Raw genomic sequence first — 24578 nt, 5'->3', positions numbered from 1 at the left:
GGATGTGTAAAACGAGAGAATGTCTTGAAAGCCGCGCGGGGAGCGGTTCTTGTGGCTAGTTCCAAAATGTAACTGCAAAAAAAGAATGTTGAATAGATGTCGTTTTCAAATTTGGGTTGATGCGGCAGGAAGACCTGTTTCGTTTTATAGGTCTTCCCGCGCGAAAGATTTAGTAAGTATTTGATGAGCGGTGACTGCGGTTGACTTCATCATAGTCATCCATGTCATCATCCTCATCTTCCCAACGGCTGCTACCGCTGCGTCCGTATCTTGTATCTTCTTCGTCGTCGCTGAAGTTTCGGCTCATGCGGTCGTCGTCAAAATCACGACTGCTGTAGTTCGTGCCTTGACCGCGACTTGAGCTTGAACCTCCACGACCATAACGTGAAGAGCGGTCATCGTCGAAGTCTTCAGAGTAGCGACGTTGACTCATGCCACGCTCTTGATCGCTGTAACGACCTGAACCGCCTCTTGAAGAGCCGCGTTCTTCACTCCAACGTTCGCTGCTGCCATAACCACGAGATGGTTCTCTTTCCGAACCATAACCGCCGCTATAGTTGCGTGATCCTTCATAACGACCGTAGTCTTCTCTGCCGTAGTCGTCTGATCCGCGACCACCACCGCGAGATTCGTACATGTCGTCTCTGCCTCCGTAATCTTGATAGCGGCGAGAACCTTGGCCACCATAGTCTTCATAGGAGCCACGTCCGCCACCACGAGATTCGTAGATATCTTCGTAACCGCGACCCGACGAGCTTCCTGACGCACGACGAGTGGATTCACCGCCAGAGCGAGAGCTTGATCCGCCTGAGCGAGATGATGATGTGCTCGAGCGTGAGCCCGAACCAGATGACGAAGAACGAGTTCTGCCAGTAGAGCTACGGCCTGATGAGCTCCTTGAGCTGGTTGATCTAGTAGCCATGTCTTCCTCCTTGTTATGGCTGAAATGTCAGCCAAGTTATTAATTGTGAGGGCTGCGGGCGTGAACGACATCGGGTTCCGACCGAGCCGGCTTTTTAATTTTTTGCGCTTCCGATGGGCGAGTCGTTTTTTTGAAGTAGTCGAGTTTGACTGGTCTACCGTATCGCGCTGACTCAAATAGAGCCTCAATAATCTTAATATCAAGAAGACCCTCTTCTGCGGAAGGTTCTGGTTGTTGATCTTTCAAGATACATTCAGAGAAGTATTCCAGCTCTGGACCAAACTGATCGTGTTTTTTGAAAGTGTAGGTTTTGTCTTTTCCATTGATTGTCGTCGTCAGCTCCATGTCCTCGGCGTACTCATAAGCGTTCTCTAAACGCAGGCAGCCCTTGGTACCGACAACGTCATATGAAGCGGTGTCGGAAGCACCGAAACTGATCGTGAAAGTAGCCACACGAGTTTCAGGAAAACGCAATGTTACCGACATCATCTCTTCAACTTCGCTAAAACGTTCATCAGAACTATTCATGGTCCAAGCAAAGCATTCCACAGGCTCATCCCGGAAAAGGTAACGAGCGGCATTTAAACAATAAACACCGATATCTAAAAGTGGTCCGCCACCTTGCTCTGCCTGAAGGCGGATGTTGGTAGGATCTGTCAGTTGATAGGAAAATAGAGAGTTGAAAATGCGCAACTCGCCCAGCTTGCCACTTTGTGCAATCTCAATGGCCTTAAGGTTGGCTGGATCAAAGTGAAGACGGTAAGCCACCATCATTTTCACATCATTCCGGTCGGCGGCTCTCATCATCGAGATCGCGTCAGAGACCGTAGTAGCGATGGGTTTTTCAGTAAGGACGTGAATGCCGTGATAGGCCGCTTTTTCCGCAAATTCACGGTGATGCACATTCGGCGTGGCAATATAGACGGCATCAATCAAACCACTGCTCAGACATTCTTCATAATCATCATAGTGATAAAGATTTTCGACCTTATATTTTTTCCCTAACTTTTTCAGTTTGGTTTCGTCGCCAGAGACCAAAGCGGTCAGTACTGAGTTTTTGGCATTTTTGAAACCCGGCAGAACGGCCGTCTGCGCGATATGTCCTAAACCGACAACGGCATAACGGATTTTTTGATTGTCTCTCATAGTTCCTCCTAAAGTTGTTGATACTGTGTTTTGAATTCCGCGTGCTTTTCGCTGTAGCCGTTGGGATGAGTGCGATGCCAGTTCCAGGCGTGGGCGATGATGGTGTCAATGTGCGGATACATTCGTTGCCATCCTAATTTACGTTGGATTTTTTGACTGCTGGCGACCAGCACAGCGGGGTCTCCGGGCCGACGCTTTTCTTCTTTGACGATAAATTCAACCTGCGTTGCTCTTTCGCAGGCTTGCAGAATTTCACGCACGGAAAAACCTTTTTCACTTCCGATATTATAGACTTCGTTATTACCGGGTCTTAAAGAAGTTAAAGCTAAAGTATGCGCGGTCGCTAAATCCATGACGTGCACATAATCGCGTACGCAGGTTCCATCGGGCGTGGGATAGTCGGTTCCGAATATTTTGACCTCGGGCTGGGCTTGCAGTGCCGATTTTAAAATGCGCGGAATCAAGTGAGTTTCGTGCGGATGATCTTCACCTATCGTTGCATCGGGGGCTGCTCCGCAGACGTTGAAGTATCTTAGGATTGCGTACTGCAAGCCATAGGCTTTGGCAAAATCCTCGATGACCATTTCAACCATCATTTTACTTTTGCCATAGGGATTTACCGGTTGACGCAAGTGATGCTCTTCGACCGGAATTTCTTGCGGTTCACCGTACACTGCGGCAGTGGATGAAAAGACCAGCTTTTCTACTTTCGCTTCATGCATAGCGTGCAAAAGTGTCACCGTATTTGAAACATTGTTGTGATAATATTTGTATGGGTTCTCGACGCTTTCTGCCACTTCGATATTTGCGGCAAAGTGCAAAACAGCCTCGATTCTGTATTCTTGAAAAGTTTTAACCAATAGTTCCGAGTGGGCCGTGCTTCCGGGAATAAAAAGAGCTTCCGGATGAACCGCCTTTAAATGCCCCTCTGACAGATCATCAAGGACCAGCACTTGGTGACCTTCCTCAATAAGTTGGCGAACCACGTGACTTCCGATGTAACCGGCGCCGCCAGTAACTAATACACGCATAACTTTCCTCCTTTAAATCGGAGAATGGCTAAAGCGGGGCCATTCTGCTGTGTTTTTGTCTAAACATACTTTGGCAAGATCTAGGGATTCGCCGATCACGACATGCATGTCGAGATAGCGATAGGTTCCGAGGCGACCGATGAAGGTCACATTTTTTTCTGACTCTGCAAGCTCCATGTATTGTTTTAACAACGACATGTCTTCAGAAAGACGCAAGGGATAGTAAGGCGTATCTTTTTCGGTACACAGGGCGCTGTACTCTTTAAAGCAGACCGTCTTTTGGTGTTCTTCCCAGGGGGCGAAGTGCTTGTGTTCGGTGATGCGTGTGTACGGGACTTGTTCTTCGCAATAATTGATGACCGGATTTCCTTGAAAATCGCCCTCGGCAGTAAAGCGCTCAAACTTCAAAGTGCGGTAGCGCAGACGTCCTAATTTAAATTTAAAATACCCGTCCATAGGACCACTCCAAAAGATATGATGGAACTTGGATTTGTCTTCCGGAGACAGACGCGTTTTTAGACGGACCTCAATCGCAGGGTGATCCAGGATTTTTTTGACAATAGCCGTGTATCCTTCTTGTGGGATGCCCTGGTATTTCTGATTGTAGTAGTTGTCGTCATAGTTAAACCGCACGGGCAGACGCTTTAAGATCGAGGCGGGCAGTTCTGTAGGTTCAACACCCCATTGTTTTTTCGTGTAACCATAAAAGAAATTTCGATAAAGATCGGGTCCTAAGAATTTCAAAGCCTGCTCTTCAAAAGTTTGAGGTTCTGAAATATCCTTCTTACTTTGCTCTTTAATAAATTCTTCGGCTTCTAGAGGAGTCATTTTTTTTTGAAAGAACTGATTGATGGTCAAAAGATTGACTGGCAAAGAGAAAACACCTTTTTCCGTGACGGCCTTCACACGATTTGTAAAAGGAATGAAGGGGGACCAGCGGTTGACATAGTCCCAGACATCTTGGCGACTGGTATTAAAAATATGCGGACCATACTCATGCACCATAACGCCGGTTTCGGGATCACGAACGGTGTGACAGTTTCCCGCAATGTGTTCGCGCTCATCAAAGACCGTGATTTTAAAGCGACCCGTCTCGGCAAGTTCTCGGGCTAAAACGGCTCCTGCGAATCCAGCACCTGCAATTCCAATTTCCGTTTTCATGTTGTCTCCTTATTGAATCGCTATTTCCAGTTGTTGAAAGTATCTGTCCAAAGCATCTTCTAAACGCGGCAGCAGTCGATAGCGTTCACTGCTTAATGAACTGTGGGCTGGCCGACGTGCCACGGCTCCCATTTCTTGGTACGACTTTTTGATGATGTAGTCGGATTTGTTTTCCGGAAGATGACTGGCCGCCATCGCGGCAAAGTCGGACCAACTGACATCGGCGTCGTTTGTTAAATGAATCAATCCTTTTTCCTGATCGACCAGAAGATCCAAACTGGCATTCACGAGATCCGGCACATATGTCGGCGAAACCTTCGTGTCTTCCGGTGCATAAAAATTCAAATTACGATTAACAGTTTTTAAACATCGAGTGACAAAGTTGTATTCGTCCCAGGGGCCAAAGAAGGAACTTGTGCGTACCACCAGGGCCTGATCGTAGGCGGTCAGAACTTTTTCTTCAGCTTGAGCTTTAGATCGTCCATAAACATTTAGCGGAGCTACCTGACTGCTTTCTAAATAGGGATTCTCTTGAAGCCCATCAAAAACCATGTCGGACGAAAAAGTCAGAAATGCGATGTGATCCTTTGCGCATTCTTCGGCTAAGATGCGAGGACCTTCGACATTTTCTTTAAAACATTTCAAGGCCTCAAATTCCGCGCGATCGACTTTGACATAGCCTGCGGCATTGATCACCGCCCAAGGTTTGATATCGTTCAGAATCTCGCGCACCTTTTCGCGGTTGGTTATATCCAAGCGACTGCGATCTAAAAGAAAGTAGGGGATGTTTCGAATGGCACACGCGCGAGCAAATGCGCGACCCAAAGTTCCTCTTCCTCCAGTAATTAAAACGGCTTTGCGATTTTTTGACGGTACGGAAAGTTCTGAATACAGAGAAGCCGGAGCATAGAGCGCCCGGGAGGGATTTCGCCAACGCACAGTTTCGTTTAAAAGAGGATGCTCAAATGTCCCTGTTTCCGAAAGCGACTTCACCATCTTCGTCAAAACGGTGGCGCGAGGTTTACCGTCGGGCGTGCGCAGATCATACACTCCGGGTTCGTAAAATCTTTCATCACGTGTGCACAGCGTATTCCAGTTGAAGGTTCCGAGAAGACTCCAGGCCGTGACCGCACGAATATCAGCACCCTCTGTCAAAAGCTTCGTGGTGGCTTGCCAAATTTCTGACATCCACAGCATTTGATCTTCACGGTACCCGCGCGTATGAACTTCGGTGACGGCGAGCGGCAGATGGTAACGATCACAGACTTCTTTGAAAATAGTGTAAGGTGACGCAGAGACAAGTTGCCCGGTATCGATAGCACCGACATCCGCATAAGCGTGCAGATGATTCCCTCCGTGCAGGAAAGAAGGATAGTACTCTAAGCGTTCATCTAAATAGCGATTGCTAAGCTGGTAGTGATTAATACCTAGAATATCAGGGATGCATGGATTGTCTTGCAGCCATTTTAATTCGGCGTCGGTCACACCGTGTTTTACATAAGTGTAAAGAGGATGGACAGAATCGACTTTTCCCATTAAAAGATCAAAGCTTAACCAGCGACGATTGTTTTCAAAATCGCGTTGGTAAGTCAGCAGCTCCGTGCTTTCAACACGTCCCATGTCTTCGGTTTGAATCAGTCGGGCCTCGGGGTTGATTTTGCGAATCTCCTGCATGGCCAGGGACGTGGCTTTGCACTGTAAGTACAGCGCTTTCGTGAAACTACGATCGTCGTGACGATGAGGAAACCAATGACCATAAAGACAGCTAAAGCGGGCAGTGGTTAGAATTTCGTTGATGGGAGTGTAGTCATTAATCCAAGGATAGCGGCTTGCGAAGTCGCGCGCATAACGCGCCAATTTTTCAGGGAACTGGGGATCTAAAAGATTCGTGAATAGGGGACCACTTCCATGATGAAGCAGTCCTGCGATGGGCACAAGTCCCCGTTTTCGAAGAGCGTCCAAGCGCTGGTCCATGCCCTGCCAGCTATAGACGCCTTCTTTGCTTGAGACCTGCTCCCAAACACAAGGATAGCGAATGCGTTTAGCACCTAATTGGGCAAACATATCTAAGTCGCTATCTCTAAGAAGGTGGCCGTTATAATCAAGCTGGTTGAAGTATCTGTTACCAACCCGATTCAACGTGCATTCCATGCCTATCCAAATTTCTGGTTTGGTCACAAATCACATTCCTCGTAAAAAGTTGATGTTCATGGAATCCGCGTTCTTCAGTCCCGGTAGCATGGCTTTGAGACGGGTATGATGTGTTTCTAAATGCGCCATCTTTTTCCAGGTCTCGTCCCAAGTGATGTCTTTTAAAAATTCATCAACAACATCCAGCCAGTCGGCATCGTACTTGTTGCGATCCAGAGCCTCTTCGATATGAGCCACAAATTCTTGAGCGGTTTCGCCAATGGCGACAAGTTTGCGATTGCCGTAGGGCTCAACCACATCGCGAATAGGTGTGGAAACCACGGGACAGCCGGCGGCCAAATATTCCGGAGTTTTAGTGGGACTGATAAAACGAGTGGCCTCGTTGCGAGCGAAAGGCATCAAGGCGCAATCCCAACCCGCCATGTATTTTGGAAGATCGGCGTAGTCCTTCTTACCTAGATAATAAATATTGGGAAGCTTCGGTAAGCTTTCTGGATCGATCTTTACGACGGGGCCAATCATAATAAAGTTCCAGTCGGGACGAAGTTCTGCCGTCTGGCGAACAAGATCAATATCCATTCTTTCGTCGATCACGCCAATAAAGCCCATGCGTGGATGAGGAATGTGTTTTTGATCTTCGGGATCATTCTTATTGCCTCGAGCCGTATTGAAGTGATGAATGTCGATTCCACTTGGAAACGGATGAACATGTTCATGTCGGTCTTTTTTTGCTTCATACAGCGAGTAGCCACCGGTGAATACCAAGTCGGCCTTTGTTAATAGTTCTTGCTCGCGGTCTAATAGTTCGCGGGGGGCTCCGTGAAATTTAGAAAGCTCATCCATGCAGTCATAAATAGTCACGGAAGGCGAAAGATGACGACTGAAGTTCAGCGCCATCGGCGTGTAGTACCAGGCCGCGTAGTCTTCAATCATTTCTTCATTCATTAAATTATCCAGCAGCTTTTGCAGAACTAAATCATGATCCTTCGCTCCGATTTTTTCTGGGAGGTGAGGGACGACCACGGTCACACCTTCTTTGGACTGATGAAGTTCCAACTCCGCTTCATCAGCCGAATGAAAAATCGGCTCTTCGATGAAGTACACTCGACGAAAGGTCGCGAAACGCGACATAAGATGTTGAGGTCTTTGGAATACAAAGTTCCAGCGGAGATGAGAGAACACAAGCAAGTCTGAAGCTTCACAAGTAAGACTCATGTTGCACCTTTCGAAAGTTGTTGAGGGAAAATGTTTTTTGGTGAGTTTTATTTTGAATCCAATTTGAATGCGGTTTCAAAAGGTCTCCGAGGCCGGTGCCTAAATACATAGTGCGAAAACGACAACAGGCTTTCATATTTAGAAGCAGTTGCGCTCTAGCTAACGCGGAGGGTTCCATGCCACAGCGAAATGAAATCACCTTAGATCCGTATCCTCGAAAAAACTTTCAACGAAGTAATTGGATGTCACTCAACGGCAGTTGGTCTTTTTTGTTTGATGATGCACAGGTATTTTCACACCCGTCACAAATTAAAGAATGGCCACTTAAAATCCAGGTGCCTTTTGTGCCAGAGTGTAAAGCCAGTGGAATCGGCGATACGGGATTTCATCCTCGCTGTTGGTACCAACGTCGTTTTGAGGTGCAACGAATTGCACGCAAGCGCATCTTATTGCATTTTGGCGCCGTCGATTATCAAGCGAAAGTGTGGGTGAATAATTCGTACATCGGCTGCCATGAAGGTGGTCACACACCTTTCACTTTGGATATCACGGAAGCGTTAAGCGATAGTGGCGATCAAGTGATTTCAGTCTGTGCGGACGATGATCCTTTCGATTTGGCAAAGCCGCGTGGAAAGCAGGACTGGCAAAAGGACCCGCATAGCATCTGGTATCCCCGCACGAGCGGGATTTGGCAGACCGTCTGGATTGAAGAAGTCTTTGAGACATATATAGAAAAACTGCGTTTGACTCCTCTTATCGAAAGATGGGAAGTCGGTTGCGAAGTTTTTGTTGCCGGTCCTTGCGCCGACGGGCTGCAAGTGCGGGTGCGCATGGAATGCGACGGCAAACTGTTAGCACAAGACTCTTACGACGTCGTTCATAAGGAAGTGCATCGTCGTATTGCTTTTTCGGATCCAGGAATTGATGACTTTCGCAACGAACTTTTGTGGAGCCCAGAAAAGCCCACACTGATAACAGTTCATGTTGAGTTGTGGGATCGTAATTTTCTTTTAGATAAAATCAAAAGCTATACCGCACTTCGAAGCGTCGCCTTTCATGGCGATCGATTTATGTTAAATGGTCGGCCTTATTATTTGCGTATGGTTCTGGATCAAGGGTACTGGCCTGATACATTTATGACACCTCCTTCATCCGAGTCTTTAAAAACGGACATCGAACTGATTAAGGCTGCGGGATTTAATGGAGTTCGTAAGCATCAAAAGATTGAAGATCCCGAGTTCTTCTATTGGGCCGATGTTTTAGGACTTGTAGTTTGGGGTGAGATGCCTAGTGCGTATCGCTTCACGCATGAATCGGTGGAAAGAATCCTGAAAGAATGGGTGGAAGTCATTGATCGAGATATGAACCATCCCAGTGTGATTCTATGGGTGCCTTTTAACGAATCCTGGGGTGTTCCGGACTTGGCTGAAAAAGAGAGTCATCAGCACTGCGTGCAGGCTCTGTATCACATCACAAAAACTTTAGATCCGACACGCCCCTGCATTGGCAATGATGGTTGGGAAAGCACCGCCACAGATCTGTTAGGAATTCACGACTACGATGATCAGCCAGATCGTCTTTTAAAAAAATACACCTCTCATCAAAATATTGGTGATGTCTTGACGAAGTATCGCCCCGGCGGGCGTGTGCTAACCGTTGAAGGTTATCCGCACGGAGGCCAACCGGTGATGATCACTGAGTTTGGCGGCATCGCCTTTGTTGACCCATCTGAAAGAACATCCACCTGGGGATATTCTTCAGTGCAATCTTCAGGAGAGTTCAGAAGAAAATATGAAAAGTTAATGGACTCTATTCACCGCATCGAACTTTTTTGCGGCTTCTGTTACACGCAATTTACAGACACTTTCCAAGAGGCCAATGGTCTTTTTAAAGCCGATCGCACTCCGAAGTTTTCAATCAATGCGATGGCGCGGGCGACACGGGGGGCGGGTTATACTCGAGGTGAGTTGTTATCGACTCCGCAGCCGCCACCATTGCCTCCTCCTGAACCCGATTTGGATGTTTAATTTCTAAGCGAAAGGAAAATTCATGGAAAAAGAAATAGTCAGTTCAAAGGAAAGCCAGCGCGTGAACACCTTGCCCGATGATGTCTATACGGAAGAAGCCATCACCATTAAAGCTTCCGCTCAAGAGCTTTATAATTTCTGGCGGGATGTGACTCACTTCACTCTTTTCACGGAGCAGTTAGAATCCGTAGTCGTGACGTCAGAAACAAGATCTCATTGGGTGTGGAAGGCCCTGAAGGGAAAAAAAACCATTGAATGGGACTGCGAAATTGTTCAAGAGGTGCCTTTTTCTTTGATTGCCTGGAAATCAACCGGGGCGACGGAAGATCTTCAGCATTCCGGTCGGGTGGAGTTTTTAGAGTTGCCTTACGGACGTGGTACGCAGGTGAAAGTGAAGCTGGCATATGATCTTCCAGGTGGGAAAATCACTGAGCTTTTCGAAAAACTTCTTGGAGAAAGCCCCGGCAGAAATCTGCGTTTAAATTTGTTTAAGTTGCGTGCCCTCTTTGAAGCCCGAGAAATACCGACCGTCGAAGGGCAGCCCGCAGGAAATAATCGAGAACACGAAACTAAAACGGCACTTCATTAAAGGAGGCACCGATGAGAGCAGTTTGTTGGCAAGGAAGTAACCATGTTGAAGTTGAAAAGGTTCCAGATCCACGCATTCTCAATCCTCGCGATATCGTGGTGAAGATCACCTCGACGGCGATTTGTGGTTCTGATCTGCATTTGTACGACGGTGTTATTCCGACGATGCAAAAAGGGGATATCTTAGGTCATGAGTTTATGGGTGAAGTTGTTGAGCTGGGTCCCAGCGTGAAAAACTTAAAGATCGGTGATAAAGTCGTTGTGCCGTTTAATATCTCATGCGGTCATTGTTTTTTCTGTGAGCGCAAGGATTACTCTCTTTGTGATAACAGCAACCCTAAACCCGAAGTTGCCGAAAAAGTTTATGGTCACGGCGGCGCTGGACTTTTCGGTTATTCGCACATGTATGGCGGTTATGCCGGCGGCCAGGCCGAGTATGCGCGCGTCCCTTACGGGGATGTGGGACCCCTGGTTGTTCCCAAAGATATGGACGATGATAAATTACTTTTTCTTAGTGATATCTTTCCCACAGGATACATGGCGGCGGTGAACTGCAATATTCAAAGAGGTGATACAGTCGCGGTCTGGGGATGTGGTCCCGTCGGACTTTTTGCAATCCAAAGTGCGTATTTGCTGGGAGCCGAGCGCGTGATCGCAATCGACCATGTTCCAGAGCGTTTGCGTATGGCCCGTGAAGTTTGCAATGCCGAGACCTTAAACTATGAGGAAGTCGACGTGTTGGATTCCTTAAATATTATGACGGGAGGACGCGGTCCCGATTCTTGCATTGATGCGGTGGGAATGGAGGCGCACGGGACGGATCTTTACAGCAAGTACGAGCATGTGAAAATGGTGGCGAAGATGACGACGGATCGACCTGTAGCACTTCGCCAAGCGATTCAGGCCTGCCGAAAGGGGGGAACCGTCTCGATTCCAGGTGTTTATGGAGGCTTGCTTGATAAAGTTCCCATGGGAGCAGCTTTCGGGAAAGCTTTGACGATGAAGATGGGACAAACTCATGTCAAAAAGTATATGCCAGAACTTTTAGATCTGATTTTGCAAGGAAGAGTGGATCCATCGTTCCTTATCACTCATCGCATTTCCATCGACCAAGCACCGGACGCATATAAGATGTTTAAAGATAAACAAGACAGTTGCGTCAAAGTCGTTATCAAAAACTAAATTGAAAAGCCCGCGATAAACGCGGGCTTTCTTTTAATAATTTCCTTTGTGGTGTTTGTCGTAGCCCCGGGTATCACGGTCACTGTATCCCAGATCATCTCGCGTATAATTGTGAGTGTTCTTTTCAGGGGTTTGGCGCATATTCTGTCTTCCGCCGGTGGTTTGATAGCTATCCCGCTTTTTATCGCGCTCGGTGTCTTTGATATGACCTTTAACGGATCTTCCATGGGTATGCATAAGACCTCCTGGTTGTTTCACTTCTTCATCTTATCAAAACTCGTCATTTTTTCCCCTCGACGAAGACACGGAAACGACCACGTCATTCGACACAGGATGTGCTCACTCATATTTTGAAAAGGTATTGTGGAGATTATAAGGATAAAAAGGGGGGTAATTATGGCAAGCATTTATGACATGCTGAAAAAAGACCACCGCGAAGTCGAACAACTTTTCGAAAAAATCGAAGACTGCCTGGACGGCGAAGAATACGCTGAAGCTGAACATCTTTTCGATACTTTAAAAACAGAACTCACGGCCCATGCCAAAGCTGAAGAGCAAGTTTTCTATGAGCCCTTAAAAACGGCCGCTAAAGAAAAAGAAGGAGAAGAGCTGGCGTGGGAAGGCGGAGAAGAACATCACGTGATGGCGCTTCTTTTAAATGAGCTTTCTCGCATGGATGCGGAAGAAGAAGAATGGAAAGCAAAAATAAAAGTTCTTTGTGAGATCGTCGAACACCACGTCGAAGAAGAAGAAGGCGAAATCTTTCCGCAAGCTAAAAAATGGTTTACGAAAGAACAAGAACAACAAATTGCTGAAGATATGAAAGAAATGAAAAATAAATACAAAACCAAAGTGGAGGAAGCTTTGGAAGAGGACATAGAAATTCTGATGCATCCTCTCAGCCAAAAGCACAGCCATTCGAGCTCTCATCAACGTCAGATCTAAAAATGAAAGCCGTGTTGCCAAACAGCAATACGGCTTTTTCCCAAGAAATTTTTGTCCCGAATCAAGCGAAAATAAACTCTGTGGACAAACGACAATAAAAAAACTCAGGGCGTAATTAAAAGTCAGAAATTTTAAGATCGCCTGTTGGCTTGCCTACAAAACGACGTGTTAATTGTAGTGGTTGCAAATGGAGCTGCTTCATGAAAATCGTCAGTTTTAAACCGATCTATGGTCCCAATGTCTATCACCATCTTCCTGTTATGGTCATGAGAGTGAGTCTTGAAGAGTGGACAGATAAGCCCAGCAATGAAATTCCTGGTTTTGTCGATGGGCTTAAAACAGCTCTTCCCAGTCTTTACGATCATACGTGTTCACCAGGCGTTCCTGGGGGATTTTTCCAACGCTTAGAAAGAGGAACCTACATGGCTCACATCATTGAGCACGTGGCCCTAGAGCTTTCTACGATGAGCGGAATGGATATGACTTATGGTAAGTCTCGCTATGCGGGGAAACCGGGCCTTTATGATGTGATCATTCGCTTTGATAATGAGGGAGGCATGGTGGAGTGCCTTCGTTCGGCTTTCAATCTCGTCGAAGATGTGTTGCACAACACGAGTGTCGACGTACCTTATTTCTTAAACAATATTAAAAAAGCATGCAAGCGCAGTGCCTTGGGGCCAAGTGCCGACTGCTTAGTTAAGGCCGCAAAGAAAAAGAAAATCCCGACAAAACGCATTGGTTCAGAAAGTCTGATTCAGCTGGGTTATGGTGTGAAGCAAAGACGCGTGCAATCGGCTATCACCGATCGGACAAGCCTGATTGCAGCGGACCTGGTGCAAGACAAAGAGATGACGAAATCTCTTTTGCGACAGGCGCTGATCCCTGTTCCCCATGGAGTCACTATTTATGATGAAGAAGAAATTGCTTCTGCCATCGAAGGGCTTTCCGCTCCTTATGTTTTAAAACCTTTTGATGGTCATCACGGCGAGGGAGTTCACTTAAACCTCCAAAACGTGGAAGAGTTAAAGCAGGCTTACCATAATGCGAAGGCCCTCTCGTCGCGTTTCATTATTGAAGAAATGCAGCAAGGCCGGGACTATCGTGTGTTGGTTATTGATGGCAAGTTCGCTGCGGCGGCAGAGCGAGTGCCTCCTTTTGTTATCGGCGACGGCCAAAGCTCTATCTCGTTATTGATTGAAAAATTGAATGCAGACCCACTTCGTGGTGAAGGCCACGAAAGTTATTTATCTAAAGTGGTTGTGGATCCGATTCTGATTCAACACTTGGCGAAGCAAGGCTTAACTTTAGAAAGTATTCCGGGCGCAGAACAAAAAATAACCCTTCGTGGAAACGCAAATCTTTCAAGTGGGGGAACGGCGATTGATGTGACCAACGTCGCATCGGCCGAGGTTCGAATCCTTTGTGAGCGCATCGCCCGTCTTGTCGGTCTTGATATATGTGGCATCGATATCATTTCAAAGGACATCTCGAAGTCTGTCACCGAAAGTGGTCTGGTTATTATCGAAGTGAACGCGGGTCCTGGTTTGCGTATGCATCTTCTGGGGAAAACAGAAGATGAACCTCATGTCGGCTCCATGATTGTGGATATGATGTACAAAAATGAAGAAGAAGCCCGTATTCCTATTATCAGTGTCACCGGGACGAATGGTAAAACCACCGTGGCTCGGCTTCTTCACAAGATCATGTCTGACAGTGGAAAAAAATGTGTCGGCATGACGAATACTGACGGAATCTGGATTGGTGAAAAGAAAATTTGCTCAGGGGATTGTTCAGGGCCTTTATCGGCCGACATGGTTTTGAGTGATCAAGCCGTGGATTGTGCTGTTTTAGAATTGGCCCGCGGAGGCTTGCTTCGCGGTGGTTTGGCCTATGATTGGTCGGATGTGGGAATCATCACCAATATCCGTTCAGATCACATCGGACAAGACGGTATTGAAACTGTCGATGATATCTTATGGATCAAATCCCTGGTCGCAGAACGCGTTCGTCGCGGAGGGACCCTAGTTCTGAATGCGGATGATGAGCACTGCATGTCCCTGATCAACAACAACCGGGTGAAAAAACATGGTTGCAACATCATCGTTTTTTCGACGAAACCGGATAGTCCGGGATTCGATGAACAACTGGCGATGGGACGAGATGCCTGCTGGCTTGAAGACGGACACTTAGTCATGTCTTATAAAGGTCGTGTGCAAAGCTTGGCGTACGCTAGTGATATGCCGATCACTTTAGGGGGCATGGCGGAATTCCAAATTTCAAATATTCTGGCGGCGTTAGCGGCGGGAATTGCGATGGGTGTACCGGCAGAACGAATTTTAGATTCCATCCAAAACTTCCACCCCGCATCAGAAAACAAAGGCCGCTTGAATCTCTATCGTGTCGGACCGGGATATGCGATTTTAGATTATGGTCATAACGCCGATGCCATCACGAATGTTGGAGAAATGCTTCGTCGATGGACGAACTTTAAAAAGACTGTGGTGTTAGGATTGCCGGGCGATCGCTCCACCGAAATTGTTCTTTCGGGAGCTAGAAAAGCAGCAGAGTACTTTGACAAAGTTATTTTGCGCGACGATGCCGACCTTCGTGGACGCGCTCCAGGTGAGCTTCCCCGGCTTATCACGGACCTGTACAACAAAGACTTCCAAGGCTTGGAACATGAGATCTGTCTGAAAGAAGAAGAGGCGGTCAGCCAAGGTCTTTCAGAGATTCAGGAGGATGAAATTCTCGTGATTCTGTACGAGGATGTCAGTGCCGTGATGAAGGCGATGCGCGAATATGATCCAGTTTCTGTGTTGTCATTGCCACAACCTGAAGAAAGACCTTATCAGGAAGACTCACACGTAGCGTGGCAGTAAGATGTTTATATACTTGCAGAAGGGTCAGTATTTCGATGGTACACAGTTTCTGGGACAAGATATTTTTGTCTCAGGGACTAGTATTAGTAAAATCGGAAAACTTGAAGCAGCAACGCTTAAAGATCTTGAAATCGAAAGTCTGGATTGCTCGGGCTGCTATCTGATCCCGGGACTGATTGATCCTCACCTGCACTTAGCGGGGGGCAGTGGCGAAATCGGAGGCTTTCATTCACAGTCCATGAGTATTTTATTATCCGAAGCCGTCGCTGGCGGTGTGACGACACTGATCGGCACTATTGGAGTCGATACGACAACAAAGTCTATGCCCGAGCTTATCGCTCGCTGTAAAGCCTTCAATGAGTTAGGGCTGACGGCTTATTGTTATACGGGTGGGTATGATTGTCCTCCGAAAACTTTGACGGATTCTGTTCGCAACGATCTTATTTTTATTCCCGAAGTGATTGGTGTCGGAGAACTTGCCATCGCCGATCGCCGTGCTCCAGAGCCCGATATTAAAGACTTAGCGAAAGCCTGCATTGATTCCTATGTTGGCGGGATGTTGGCAAATAAGCCAGGCATCTCTCACATCCACGTGGGCGATGGCATTCGTCGAATGCAGACCTTGCGTGATTTGATGGAAAAACATGTCGTCTTACCCGGAAACTTTCACATCACTCATATCGGTCGCAGCGAAGCTCTTATCAAAGAGGCTGTCGAGATGGCGCGACGAGGATGTTACGTGGATCTTGATTTGTGGGATCGTGATTTCAGTTATTGGTATCAAGTCTATTTGGAAATGAAAGGTCCCTTGGATCAATTGACCGTGTCATCTGACGCCAGCAAAGGCCCACCTGCAGATCTTTGGTATGAATTAAGAACCTGTGTGCTTAAACATGGTTTTAAACTCGAGGATTTGTTAAAACATTTTACTAGCAACACGGCTCAAGCCTTGAAACTCAGCCGGAAAGGGCGCCTTGCCGTCGGCTGTGACGCCGACATCGCTGTGTTTGATAAACAGACCTTTGAGATGAAACATGTAATTTCCCGAGGACAGATCCTGATGAAAGATGGAAAATTAAATTTCATTAACAGACCTCCTGAATCAAGAAGGGAATTTGATGTTTATGGAATCCGCAAAGAAAAAGATCCGTCGATCTGAAGCCAGACATGTCAAAGTACTCCATCCCCACGGAACACTCATTATCATTGGGGGACGTGAGGATAAAACAGGAGAAAAAAGAATCTTAAAAGAAATCGCCGCACGAGTGAATGGCGGAAAGCTCATTGTTATCACCGCCGCTAGTGAAGTGCCCGAAGAAGTTTATCCCGAGTACCGCGAAATCTTTAAAAAAATGGGTGTCAAAAAAATTGAACACTTTCACTGCAATCAACCCGAAGAAGTGCGCAGTATGGACCTGCAAAAAATGTTCGATAAAGCGAAGGTGGTTTTTTTCACCGGTGGGGATCAGTTAAAGCTGACCAGTAAGCTTGGTGGCACCTTGGTGATGGATTACATCATCGACGTTTTTAAAAAAGGAGGAACGCTTGCAGGAACATCTGCCGGAGCAAGTGTGATGGGTGAAATCATGCTTGTTGGAGGAGAAAATGCCGAATCCCACAAGGTGGGAAATTGGATGATGGCTCCGGGAATGCGATTTGTGGAAAGTTTAATCATCGATCAGCACTTTGCTCAGCGGGGTCGTATTGGCAGACTTTTGGGGGCGGTCGCCCTAAATCCCGGCGTCTTGGGAATTGGGATTGATGAAGGGACGGCGATCATCGTTGAAAATGAAAAGTTTCGTATCATGGGTGAAAATGCAGTTTACGTCTTAGATGGCCGGGGCGTAACGTACACAAATATTTCTGAGGCCTCTGCGGACCAGACGATGTCGATTCATGATGTGAAGCTACATGTTCTTTCTGAACCTGAAGTCTTTGATTTGAAAAAACGCACGGCGCTGTCCCTGTCTTAGAACAAGCCGGCTGACGCCGGACTTGCCACCGGCTCCGCGCGGTTGAATCATAAATTTTTAAAGCGAGGATACTATGCTTATTTATGAAGCTCTCCGTAAAGATCATGACGATGTAAAAGAACTCTTAGCCCGCTTGCTTGAGCTTGATGAGACTCGAGAAGCCTCGAAAGAACGGTCCGACTTAATTGAGCAGATCGTCGAAGCTCTGATTCCACATGCGCGCGCAGAAGAGGCGGTGCTTTACAACTCTCTACGTATGCTAGAGGCGTCTAAAGATGAAGCCATGCACGCGTATCGCGAACACATGGAAGCCGAAGGTCTGTTGCGTGTCCTGCAAGTGCAAGACAAAGCAAACTTACCGTGGAAGGCCACGGCAAGGAAACTCCGCCAGTCCTTAGAACATCACATTCAAGAAGAAGAAGGCCACATGTTCACCACCGCACAAGGTCTTTTTACTGATGAAGAAGCCGAAGCGATGACAGACGAATTTTTGGATATGAAGATGGAAGTCAGTGAGAAAGGATTCATGGGAACAACCTTGGATATGATCACGAACCTGATGCCCCCAGAAATGTCGGATGCGCTTCGTAACAATAACAATCGCCATATTCAGTAATATTTATTTTCAACCGGCGCAAGGATCGTTGATCTCGAGCCCCGCCGGTCACTTTGAGGCTTTTCTAGGAAACGCGGGCGCGGCCCTTGAGGGTTCCGCAGGGAATGTTTTATTCAATCCAGCGGGTTTAGCGTTTGCTGCAGATAAAAAATCTTTTTTGTCTGTCGCCGGAACCGCCATTGGTTACTCTGAATTAGGTCAACGGGAAGGATTAAAAAGCGAAGGGCAATTGAATTCTCGCCCGCTGTTTACAGGCTATTCGTCTCCCTATGACGAAAATCTTCGTCTCAGTCTTTTTTATTCCGAGTTTTCGAATTACACCCAGTACACACAAACTGCTAGCTCCGATTCAGAAATCACTTATGAAAGATCTTTGGTGGGTCTTTCTTACGCTGGCCCTATTTCAAGCAAAACGGCTTGGGGGTTTACAGTGGGAGTCGATTTCCAAGAAAAAGACGTTATGACTTTTCAAAAAACGCCTGTCGCCTCTGAAAAAGATTTTCAACAGCAAATGTTCTTTTACGTACAGCCCGGACTGATGTGGCAAGTTTCAGATAAATACACGACAGGTCTATCTATCAGTTGGCGAGCCCTGAATCTCGATTCCGAAGGGAACACAATCACAAGTTCTGTCACCAACGATCTGCGCCGCTACTCCCCGGACCGAGATCCTCTTTTAGGAGTGACGATGGGGCAGGGGTGGAACATGGAGCGTTGGAAAATCTTAGCGGATCTGAGTTATGCCTTTGAATCACCCCAAGATAAATTCTGGAGTCTTTCTTTGGGAGCACACACGTATCGCGGATCTGAAATGGATGTGCTTTTTGGTTTTCAGCACATGTCTGGTGCATCCTATTTTCGTGATCTTGGAAGTATCGGCGTGAATTTTAAACAAGCTCATTATCAATCGACCATGGGTCTTTATTTTCAGACTTTCAATGGCCATGAAGAAGGGGCTCTAACGTCCAGTGAATTCGGAGTGATTTTTTCTGCGTCTTTTGAATTTTGGCAGAAAGATCGCTAAAAACAAAAGTCGCTTTGACTGAGTTCTGGAACGAGCATCCACTAATAATATGCGGGGAATATTTGCAGCCCTTTTTGTGGTGACCCTAGTTTTGCTGCCTGCTTTTTGCTGGGCGCAAGAAGATGCTTATGCGGACGACGCGAATTCTAGCTACAATCAATCACAAGCGAGGGTGTATTCAGATTTCGATGATATTGATGCTTTAGATTCGTTGGATCGTCGAAACTTGAATGCGGCTAAACCCACTGAACAATTGCCGGTCAATCCCCAAATTAAAAACAAAGACTCTGAATGGGTGCTTGCTCCTATTCCATTTTACAATCCGTCACAAGAATGGGGACTGGCCTTGGTGGCGCAGTATATTTTTTCCCACAAAGAAGGGGAGTCGCCAAGTGTCATAGGTGCGGCCGCCTTTGGAACCGAGAAGAAATCTTATGGAGGAGCCATTGGTTACTTAGGTCGTTTGCGTGAAGATCGTTGGCGAGTGGGGGTTGCGCTCGGAACGGCTCGTATGTTGACCAACTTTTACGGCGTGGGTCGCTTTCCGCAAAACAAAGAAAATTCAGTGCTACTTCAGCAAGATGTCAAGTTTGCAGGTTTGCAAGTAACACCAAAAATTTTCGATCGTCTTTATGTCGGTCTGACATTAGTGGCTTTTGAATTGGAGAATACTTTTCCTGATTTCAATATGCCGGCTTTCATCGATGAAAAGTTAACAACATCCACGTGGGTGCCCGGTCTTAAGATCGAGTATGATTCCAGAAATGACACCTTTTATCCCACCAAGGGCGGACTCTTAAGTGGAAACGCTTTATTCCATGACAAAGACTTCGGAGAAAATCATGACTATCAGACCTACAGTCTTTCCTACAATCGCTATTTTGGTTTAGCTCCGGCGCACGTTCTCGCAATGAGGGGGCTTGCAGAAACTGTCTACGGTGATGTGCCGTTTTACTCTTTACCCATGTTCGGATCTCAAAGTGATTTGCGGGGGTTTGAAGCCGGTAAATACCGGGACCGCGTTTTATGGGCGGCGCAGGCGGAATATCGCTATCGCTTCACTGACCGCTGGGGGCTTGTTCTTTTCGCCGGGATGGGACAGGTGGTGCACGATCTGGATGAAGTGAATTTCGATGACACCTTGACCAGTGGAGGAACGGGGTTGCGCTTTAAGATCGCCAGCAATAATCCCGTCGATTTTCGTGTCGATGTTGCCAGCGGTGATGGCGAAATTTCCTGGTACTTTAGTGTCGGTCAGGCTTTTTAATCTTCGGAGGAGATATGAAGAAATTTGTCATGGTTTCGATGCTTTTATTTTCGTTAAAGGCTTTTCCCGCAACACCTCCGGCGGAACAGCCCCGCTGGCCTCAAGAATATAAGATTGCGAATGAACGTAAGGTCACGGTGTTTCAACCTCAAGCCGAATCTTTGAAAGATAATGTTTTAAAAGCGCGAGCCGCCTTAAGAGTCCAAGACGGAAAAAACGAAAGTTATGGCAGTATGGTGGTTACCGGATCCGCCATGATTTCGAAAGATCAAGCCCGTGTGGATATTCAAGATTTAAAAATACAAGAGGTGACGCTGCCTTCTCTTACGGAACAGGAAAAATCTTTGAAAGAAGAAATGGAAAAACAGTTCACCGGAAAAAGCATGGAAATTTCCTATGCTTCGCTCTTAAAAAATTTGGAGGTCAACGGGGAGCAAGTAAAAAAAGTGGCGGATCTTAAGAACACGCCTCCACAGTTCATTTTTTCAACGGTTCCTAGTCTGCTTATTATGGTGGATGGAGAGCCCGTATGGACCGACATCAAAGGAGTCAAAGGAGTGCAAAGGATACTCAATTCCTCGGCTCTTATCATGCATGAAGACAAAAAGCCTTATTATCTTTGGGCTTTGGGAAAATGGTTTGAGGCTTCTGAACTTCATGGTGAATACCGAATCAGCAAAGGTCCTTCCTCCAAATACGAAATGACCAAAGATGATTTGATTAAGGAAAAAAAAGTCGATCCCATTGCGGGAAAGACCACGGATGGCAAAAGCATTTATGGCAATGCAACACCTAAAATTTTCATCGCCACAAAGCCCACTGAACTTTTGCAATCCGATGGGGACCCTCAATATCAGTCCATCTCTGGCACAAGTCTTCTTTATATGTCCAATTCTTCGAATTCCATTTTCTTGGATTCAAAAAGTAACGAGTATTACGTCTTGGTGTCCGGAAGGTGGTTTAAGAATAAAGATCTTTCTGGGGATTGGGCTTATGTTTCCGCTAAAGAACTTCCAGCAGATTTTAAAAAGATCCCTGCGAACAGTCCCGTCGCTGAAATCTTGGTCTCCGTTCCAGGAACTTCACAGTCGACAGAGGCGTTGATCGCGACACAAATTCCCCAAACGGCGACGGTGAAACGAGATCTGAAGCCACAAAAAATCGAATGCGATCAAGGTCGAATTCAGTGGGAAAAAATCGCGGGCACCTCGTTAGAGTATGCGAAAAATTGCAATTCGCCGCTCATCAAGGTTGAAGATAAAATGTACTATGTTGTGCAGAATGCCGTTTGGTTTTCTTCAGACTCACCGACAGGGCCTTGGGTTGTAGCAGTGGCGGTGCCAAAAGAAATTTATAACATACCGGCCTCCTCACCACTTTATTACGTGACCTACGTGCATATTTATAGTGTTGCGAAGGATGTCGTCACTGTCGGTTACACTCCTGGATACAATGGTACTTACGTTTCGCCAGATGGAACTATCGTCTATGGCACTGGCTATAACTATCCGTCTTATCAAAGTTCGACGGTGTGGTATCCAGCCTCGGCGACTTACGGATTCGGCGCGGGTTACGGCTGGGGCTACACCGATGGATTTTTTATGGGCTTTGCGATGAGCACGATGATGTATCCTTGGGGATGGGGCACATGTTGCTGGGGCGGCGTTTATGTGAATGTCGATGTCACGAATGTCTATACAAAATGGGGAAAGCACTCAGTGATCACTGGGCCCACGGGGCGAGGTATGACTGTCAACACCATCGGGGGTGCAAAGTTCGCTCGGGGTAATAACGACAATATCGTCTACACTCGCAAAGACGGACAAGTCTATCGTCGTACGGGCAAAGACAGTTGGCAGCGCTACTCAGGTCCCGGTACGTGGTCGGATGTGGCTCGAGATAATCAAAGCGTTAAAAATGAACTAGAGAACATGCATGCCAGCGGAAACTTTAATGAGCGTCGCGATTTGCCCGAGCGTCCCGCAGGGGATCATCAACCTTTACTTCGCGGTGGGGGCGGGTTCGGCGGTGGCGGTTTTAGAGGTGGAGGCTTCCGACGCTAGGTCTTTTTTCTTTACCACGTAGAACGCCCACAGAAATATGATAAGAATCCGTGAGGGCTAAAGCTTTGTGCCAATAGCCTGCCGGAATGTACAACCAGTCTCCGGGTTTTAAATAACAGCGCAACTCCGCGCGATTTGTTTCTTTTTGCAAGTCCTCAAGTTGCGAAGGCTTTTGAATCAAGGCTCCCGGATTCACCGTGTTCTTGCGAAGACGAAATTCTTTTTCTCCATCGCTTTGAATGACGAACACGTCTTCATAATCATAGTGCCAGTCAAAACCTTCTTGTCCTGAAGGTGTACAGTAAAGTTGAACATCGACTGGTTCGTTGAATAATCGATAAAAATCTCGCGCGACAGCAGCGAACAGGGGATGGGCTTGTTCGGCATGACGAACTAAAACCGTGCGGCCTGATTCAAACCCTTTGCGTGCCTGACTGAAAGTCAGTTGTCCCGTGCAAAGCTCTTCTTCTATAGGAAGCTTTCCCTGTAAAGGGAGCCAGCAATTTTTATGGCCGGTATAGAGGATTTCATTCAGTGTGTTCCACGAAAGGCAATTGCGAAGAAAAGACGCTTTTTCCGGCGCCGCATAGGGTTCCCGCGACAAATGAGTTGTCGAAAAATCTGACAGTGTCATGGGAGCGAGAAGTTGTTCCAGGATCGACATCAGTGCTTCCTTCGGTCTAAGAGCGGAAATCATTGAATAATCCCCGAAGGGGGAAAGTACAAATTACGGTTAATTACAATTTAGGGCAGCCCCTGGAATTACTTCATGTAAAAAACGGGAAGGACGCCTTGTACTCCAACTGATTTGCTTTTAGCCGTGCCATGCTTCTTGCTTTGCCTCCATGTGCAATTAAACGGAGATGACATGAAAAATTCATTGATCAATGCCGCACTCGCGGCATTAGTGGTGACAGCTTCAGGCGCGGTAACCTACGCGCAATCAGCAGGGACTCAGCAGGCAGTATCCAAAGACCAACTGGTGGTGGGAAAGCGCTATTATATTTCAGCCGATTCCTTGAACGTTCGTTCTAGCAACTCGACCGCTCCAGGCAATATCGTCGGGAAACTTTATCGTAACGATATCGTTGAGGTGTATGATGTGTTGAATGCAGCGACCCCATTGGTGCAAGTGAAGATCGTGAAGTCTTCCAGCATTTCTAATCAAGGTGAGCTCTATGTCTCTAAAGATTATTTATCTGAAAAAGAGTTCGTTCTGCCTTTGTCGAAATATTTCGTGATTCAAAACGTAGCGACGGAAAAAACTCGTGTGTATGAGCGTTGCACGGTGACTCCGGATTGTCCTCATACTTTGGTGATGGAAACAGACATGGTTGTGGGACGTCCTGAGGAAGGTTCAGAAGAAGATCCAAATGCCTACAAAACCTGGGTCGGTCATGGAAAGATTTCTGAATGGGTGAAGTTCTATCAAGACGGTCTTGGTTTTTACCCGCGCTGGTACACCAAAGGTCAAGATATCAGCACGATTCCAAAACCAATTACGGACAGCATGAGTCTGTACATGGGTTCACAAAGATGGATTGTTAAAAACGACCAAGGTAAGAAGTCCAATTATGGTGCTTTTGGTTGGTATGCAGCGAAGCTGACTCCGGAAGGTGAAAACGGCGGTGTGAACTATCAATGGATTCACGGAACGATGGGCTGGGGTAAAGACGGTTCCAAGCCGATCGAAATCACTCGCGGCAAAATGATTAACTTCTTTGCCAATCCGGGCTCGCATGGTTGCACGCGTGTTGAAAATCGCGCGGTGGCCTATATGCGCCATCTTTTACCGGTAGGAACTGATGTTTACCGTGTCTATGCGCGTGAAGCCACTCGTGAAGGTTATCCTTACCGTCGCTACGCGAATCAAACTTCGTCGTACAAATGGCAATACATGTTGTTGACGAATGGCGCTGGTGAATCCAACGGTCTAACTTCGGATGCCGCCACGATCCGCGCCCAGGGCATTCGCGCTATTCTGAATGTGAATCTGATCGAGCAAGGTGTCTACGAAGTAGATCGTTATCCTACTGTAGCTCCGCTTGATTACTCGAAGTCAGCCGCATCTGGAAAATCGGGCGATCGTTATGAGATCGATGACAAAGTTAAAAACGGTTCGAACTTCCGTGGTTACTTCCTAATTGACGAAGGTCGTTTTGCGAACTACGCGCATCCAAGCTATCAAGCGACAAATGGGGCGGTCCGTACCAGCGGTTTGGCGGACTTTAGAAACTCTGTTCCTGAGTTCTTAAATGCCAGAGCGGGCTCGTTTGTGATCACACCGGTAAACGGCAAATAGTGTTTGATTGCACGTAGCTGTATAATTTCAATATAAAGAGGAGTCTTTGGACTCCTCTTTTTTTTTGTCGTTAGGATGGTAATCGT

At 46.9% G+C, this 24578-nt stretch carries 20 protein-coding genes; 12 read left to right on the top strand and 8 right to left on the bottom strand.

Going from position 1 to position 24578, the window contains the following annotated elements:
* Positions 1-169: 169 nt before the first annotated feature.
* Genes ACLWBD_RS12675 through ACLWBD_RS12650 form a run of 6 tightly spaced genes read right to left on the bottom strand, consistent with a single transcriptional unit; the run spans position 170 to position 7626 of the window.
* Positions 170-922 carry a hypothetical protein gene (locus ACLWBD_RS12675; protein ID WP_413568416.1) on the bottom strand — a complete coding sequence of 251 codons (753 nt, stop codon included), beginning with the start codon at positions 920-922 and terminating at the stop codon, positions 170-172.
* Between the two features lie 39 nt (positions 923-961).
* On the bottom strand, positions 962-2068 hold the full coding sequence (locus tag ACLWBD_RS12670; RefSeq protein ID WP_063204762.1) for a Gfo/Idh/MocA family protein: 1107 nt from the start codon (positions 2066-2068) through the stop codon (positions 962-964).
* Positions 2069-2076: 8 nt separating this feature from the next.
* On the bottom strand, positions 2077-3099 hold the full coding sequence (galE, locus tag ACLWBD_RS12665) for a UDP-glucose 4-epimerase GalE (RefSeq protein WP_063204761.1): 1023 nt from the start codon (positions 3097-3099) through the stop codon (positions 2077-2079).
* Positions 3100-3111: 12 nt separating this feature from the next.
* Positions 3112-4260: a UDP-galactopyranose mutase gene (gene glf / locus ACLWBD_RS12660; RefSeq protein ID WP_063204760.1), complete on the bottom strand. Its 1149-nt coding sequence runs from the start codon at positions 4258-4260 to the stop codon at positions 3112-3114.
* 9 nt (positions 4261-4269) lie between these two features.
* A complete protein-coding gene (locus ACLWBD_RS12655) occupies positions 4270-6411 on the bottom strand; it encodes a family 1 glycosylhydrolase (RefSeq protein ID WP_413568415.1) in 2142 nt (713 codons plus the stop codon).
* Between the two features lie 30 nt (positions 6412-6441).
* Entirely contained in the window at positions 6442-7626 is a 1185-nt protein-coding gene (locus ACLWBD_RS12650; RefSeq protein ID WP_413568414.1) for a glycosyltransferase family 1 protein, read from the bottom strand.
* A 176-nt stretch (positions 7627-7802) separates the two neighbouring features.
* Here ACLWBD_RS12650 and ACLWBD_RS12645 point away from each other — a divergent pair, with 176 nt between their 5' ends.
* The 3 genes from ACLWBD_RS12645 to ACLWBD_RS12635 are packed head-to-tail and all read left to right on the top strand — an operon-like array spanning position 7803 to position 11423.
* On the top strand, positions 7803-9653 hold the full coding sequence (locus tag ACLWBD_RS12645; protein ID WP_413568413.1) for a glycoside hydrolase family 2 protein: 1851 nt from the start codon (positions 7803-7805) through the stop codon (positions 9651-9653).
* A 22-nt stretch (positions 9654-9675) separates the two neighbouring features.
* Positions 9676-10242, top strand: a complete 567-nt coding sequence (locus ACLWBD_RS12640; RefSeq protein ID WP_413568412.1) for an SRPBCC family protein — start codon at positions 9676-9678, stop codon at positions 10240-10242.
* A gap of 11 nt (positions 10243-10253) precedes the next feature.
* Positions 10254-11423, top strand: coding sequence for a zinc-dependent alcohol dehydrogenase (locus ACLWBD_RS12635; RefSeq protein ID WP_063204755.1), 1170 nt, complete (start codon positions 10254-10256; stop codon positions 11421-11423).
* Between the two features lie 33 nt (positions 11424-11456).
* On the opposite strand, the gene ACLWBD_RS12630 is transcribed toward ACLWBD_RS12635, so the two are convergent.
* A complete protein-coding gene (locus ACLWBD_RS12630; RefSeq protein WP_413568411.1) occupies positions 11457-11660 on the bottom strand; it encodes a hypothetical protein in 204 nt (67 codons plus the stop codon).
* A 159-nt stretch (positions 11661-11819) separates the two neighbouring features.
* Between ACLWBD_RS12630 and ACLWBD_RS12625 the strand changes: the two genes are divergently transcribed.
* From ACLWBD_RS12625 to ACLWBD_RS12590, 8 genes are all read left to right on the top strand, one after another.
* Positions 11820-12368: a hemerythrin domain-containing protein gene (locus ACLWBD_RS12625; RefSeq protein ID WP_413568410.1), complete on the top strand. Its 549-nt coding sequence runs from the start codon at positions 11820-11822 to the stop codon at positions 12366-12368.
* Positions 12369-12568: 200 nt separating this feature from the next.
* Entirely contained in the window at positions 12569-15247 is a 2679-nt protein-coding gene (gene cphA, locus ACLWBD_RS12620; RefSeq protein ID WP_413568409.1) for a cyanophycin synthetase, read from the top strand.
* Position 15248: 1 nt separating this feature from the next.
* A complete protein-coding gene (locus ACLWBD_RS12615; protein ID WP_413568408.1) occupies positions 15249-16406 on the top strand; it encodes an amidohydrolase family protein in 1158 nt (385 codons plus the stop codon).
* A complete protein-coding gene (locus ACLWBD_RS12610; protein WP_413568407.1) occupies positions 16366-17220 on the top strand; it encodes a cyanophycinase in 855 nt (284 codons plus the stop codon). The genes ACLWBD_RS12615 and ACLWBD_RS12610 overlap by 41 nt, the downstream gene beginning before the upstream one ends.
* Before the next feature lie 73 nt (positions 17221-17293).
* Positions 17294-17836, top strand: coding sequence for a hemerythrin domain-containing protein (locus ACLWBD_RS12605; protein ID WP_063204750.1), 543 nt, complete (start codon positions 17294-17296; stop codon positions 17834-17836).
* On the top strand, positions 17799-18860 hold the full coding sequence (locus ACLWBD_RS12600) for a hypothetical protein (RefSeq protein ID WP_413568406.1): 1062 nt from the start codon (positions 17799-17801) through the stop codon (positions 18858-18860). Before ACLWBD_RS12605 ends, ACLWBD_RS12600 begins: the two co-directional genes overlap by 38 nt.
* A gap of 49 nt (positions 18861-18909) precedes the next feature.
* Positions 18910-20127 carry a BamA/TamA family outer membrane protein gene (locus ACLWBD_RS12595; protein ID WP_081112107.1) on the top strand — a complete coding sequence of 406 codons (1218 nt, stop codon included), beginning with the start codon at positions 18910-18912 and terminating at the stop codon, positions 20125-20127.
* Positions 20128-20141: 14 nt separating this feature from the next.
* Positions 20142-22190 (top strand): hypothetical protein, encoded by a 2049-nt coding sequence (locus ACLWBD_RS12590; RefSeq protein ID WP_413568405.1) that lies wholly within the window; start codon positions 20142-20144, stop codon positions 22188-22190.
* On the opposite strand, the gene ACLWBD_RS12585 is transcribed toward ACLWBD_RS12590, so the two are convergent.
* Positions 22165-22854: a JmjC domain-containing protein gene (locus tag ACLWBD_RS12585; protein ID WP_413568404.1), complete on the bottom strand. Its 690-nt coding sequence runs from the start codon at positions 22852-22854 to the stop codon at positions 22165-22167. The two genes, ACLWBD_RS12590 and ACLWBD_RS12585, sit on opposite strands and share 26 nt — an antisense overlap.
* Before the next feature lie 204 nt (positions 22855-23058).
* On the opposite strand from ACLWBD_RS12585, the gene ACLWBD_RS12580 reads away from it, so the two are divergent.
* The gene (locus tag ACLWBD_RS12580) at positions 23059-24492 is read left to right on the top strand and encodes a hypothetical protein (protein ID WP_413568403.1); all 1434 of its coding nucleotides are present in this window, start codon (positions 23059-23061) and stop codon (positions 24490-24492) included.
* The last annotated feature ends 86 nt before the right edge of the window (positions 24493-24578 follow it).

The organism is Bdellovibrio sp. HCB117 (assembly GCF_047305915.1).
Lineage (GTDB): Bacteria > Bdellovibrionota > Bdellovibrionia > Bdellovibrionales > Bdellovibrionaceae > Bdellovibrio > Bdellovibrio bacteriovorus_B.
This window is presented reverse-complemented; position numbering and strand designations above follow the sequence as displayed.

Coding starts and splice junctions, on each gene's coding strand:
- ACLWBD_RS12675 (WP_413568416.1), bottom strand. CDS start 922: ATGGCTACTAGATCAACCAGCTCAAGGAGCTCATCAGGCCGTAGCTCT.
- ACLWBD_RS12670 (WP_063204762.1), bottom strand. CDS start 2,068: ATGAGAGACAATCAAAAAATCCGTTATGCCGTTGTCGGTTTAGGACAT.
- galE (WP_063204761.1), bottom strand. CDS start 3,099: ATGCGTGTATTAGTTACTGGCGGCGCCGGTTACATCGGAAGTCACGTG.
- glf (WP_063204760.1), bottom strand. CDS start 4,260: ATGAAAACGGAAATTGGAATTGCAGGTGCTGGATTCGCAGGAGCCGTT.
- ACLWBD_RS12655 (WP_413568415.1), bottom strand. CDS start 6,411: ATGGAATGCACGTTGAATCGGGTTGGTAACAGATACTTCAACCAGCTT.
- ACLWBD_RS12650 (WP_413568414.1), bottom strand. CDS start 7,626: ATGAGTCTTACTTGTGAAGCTTCAGACTTGCTTGTGTTCTCTCATCTC.
- ACLWBD_RS12645 (WP_413568413.1), top strand. CDS start 7,803: ATGCCACAGCGAAATGAAATCACCTTAGATCCGTATCCTCGAAAAAAC.
- ACLWBD_RS12640 (WP_413568412.1), top strand. CDS start 9,676: ATGGAAAAAGAAATAGTCAGTTCAAAGGAAAGCCAGCGCGTGAACACC.
- ACLWBD_RS12635 (WP_063204755.1), top strand. CDS start 10,254: ATGAGAGCAGTTTGTTGGCAAGGAAGTAACCATGTTGAAGTTGAAAAG.
- ACLWBD_RS12630 (WP_413568411.1), bottom strand. CDS start 11,660: ATGCATACCCATGGAAGATCCGTTAAAGGTCATATCAAAGACACCGAG.
- ACLWBD_RS12625 (WP_413568410.1), top strand. CDS start 11,820: ATGGCAAGCATTTATGACATGCTGAAAAAAGACCACCGCGAAGTCGAA.
- cphA (WP_413568409.1), top strand. CDS start 12,569: ATGAAAATCGTCAGTTTTAAACCGATCTATGGTCCCAATGTCTATCAC.
- ACLWBD_RS12615 (WP_413568408.1), top strand. CDS start 15,249: ATGTTTATATACTTGCAGAAGGGTCAGTATTTCGATGGTACACAGTTT.
- ACLWBD_RS12610 (WP_413568407.1), top strand. CDS start 16,366: ATGTTTATGGAATCCGCAAAGAAAAAGATCCGTCGATCTGAAGCCAGA.
- ACLWBD_RS12605 (WP_063204750.1), top strand. CDS start 17,294: ATGCTTATTTATGAAGCTCTCCGTAAAGATCATGACGATGTAAAAGAA.
- ACLWBD_RS12600 (WP_413568406.1), top strand. CDS start 17,799: ATGCGCTTCGTAACAATAACAATCGCCATATTCAGTAATATTTATTTT.
- ACLWBD_RS12595 (WP_081112107.1), top strand. CDS start 18,910: ATGCGGGGAATATTTGCAGCCCTTTTTGTGGTGACCCTAGTTTTGCTG.
- ACLWBD_RS12590 (WP_413568405.1), top strand. CDS start 20,142: ATGAAGAAATTTGTCATGGTTTCGATGCTTTTATTTTCGTTAAAGGCT.
- ACLWBD_RS12585 (WP_413568404.1), bottom strand. CDS start 22,854: ATGTCGATCCTGGAACAACTTCTCGCTCCCATGACACTGTCAGATTTT.
- ACLWBD_RS12580 (WP_413568403.1), top strand. CDS start 23,059: ATGAAAAATTCATTGATCAATGCCGCACTCGCGGCATTAGTGGTGACA.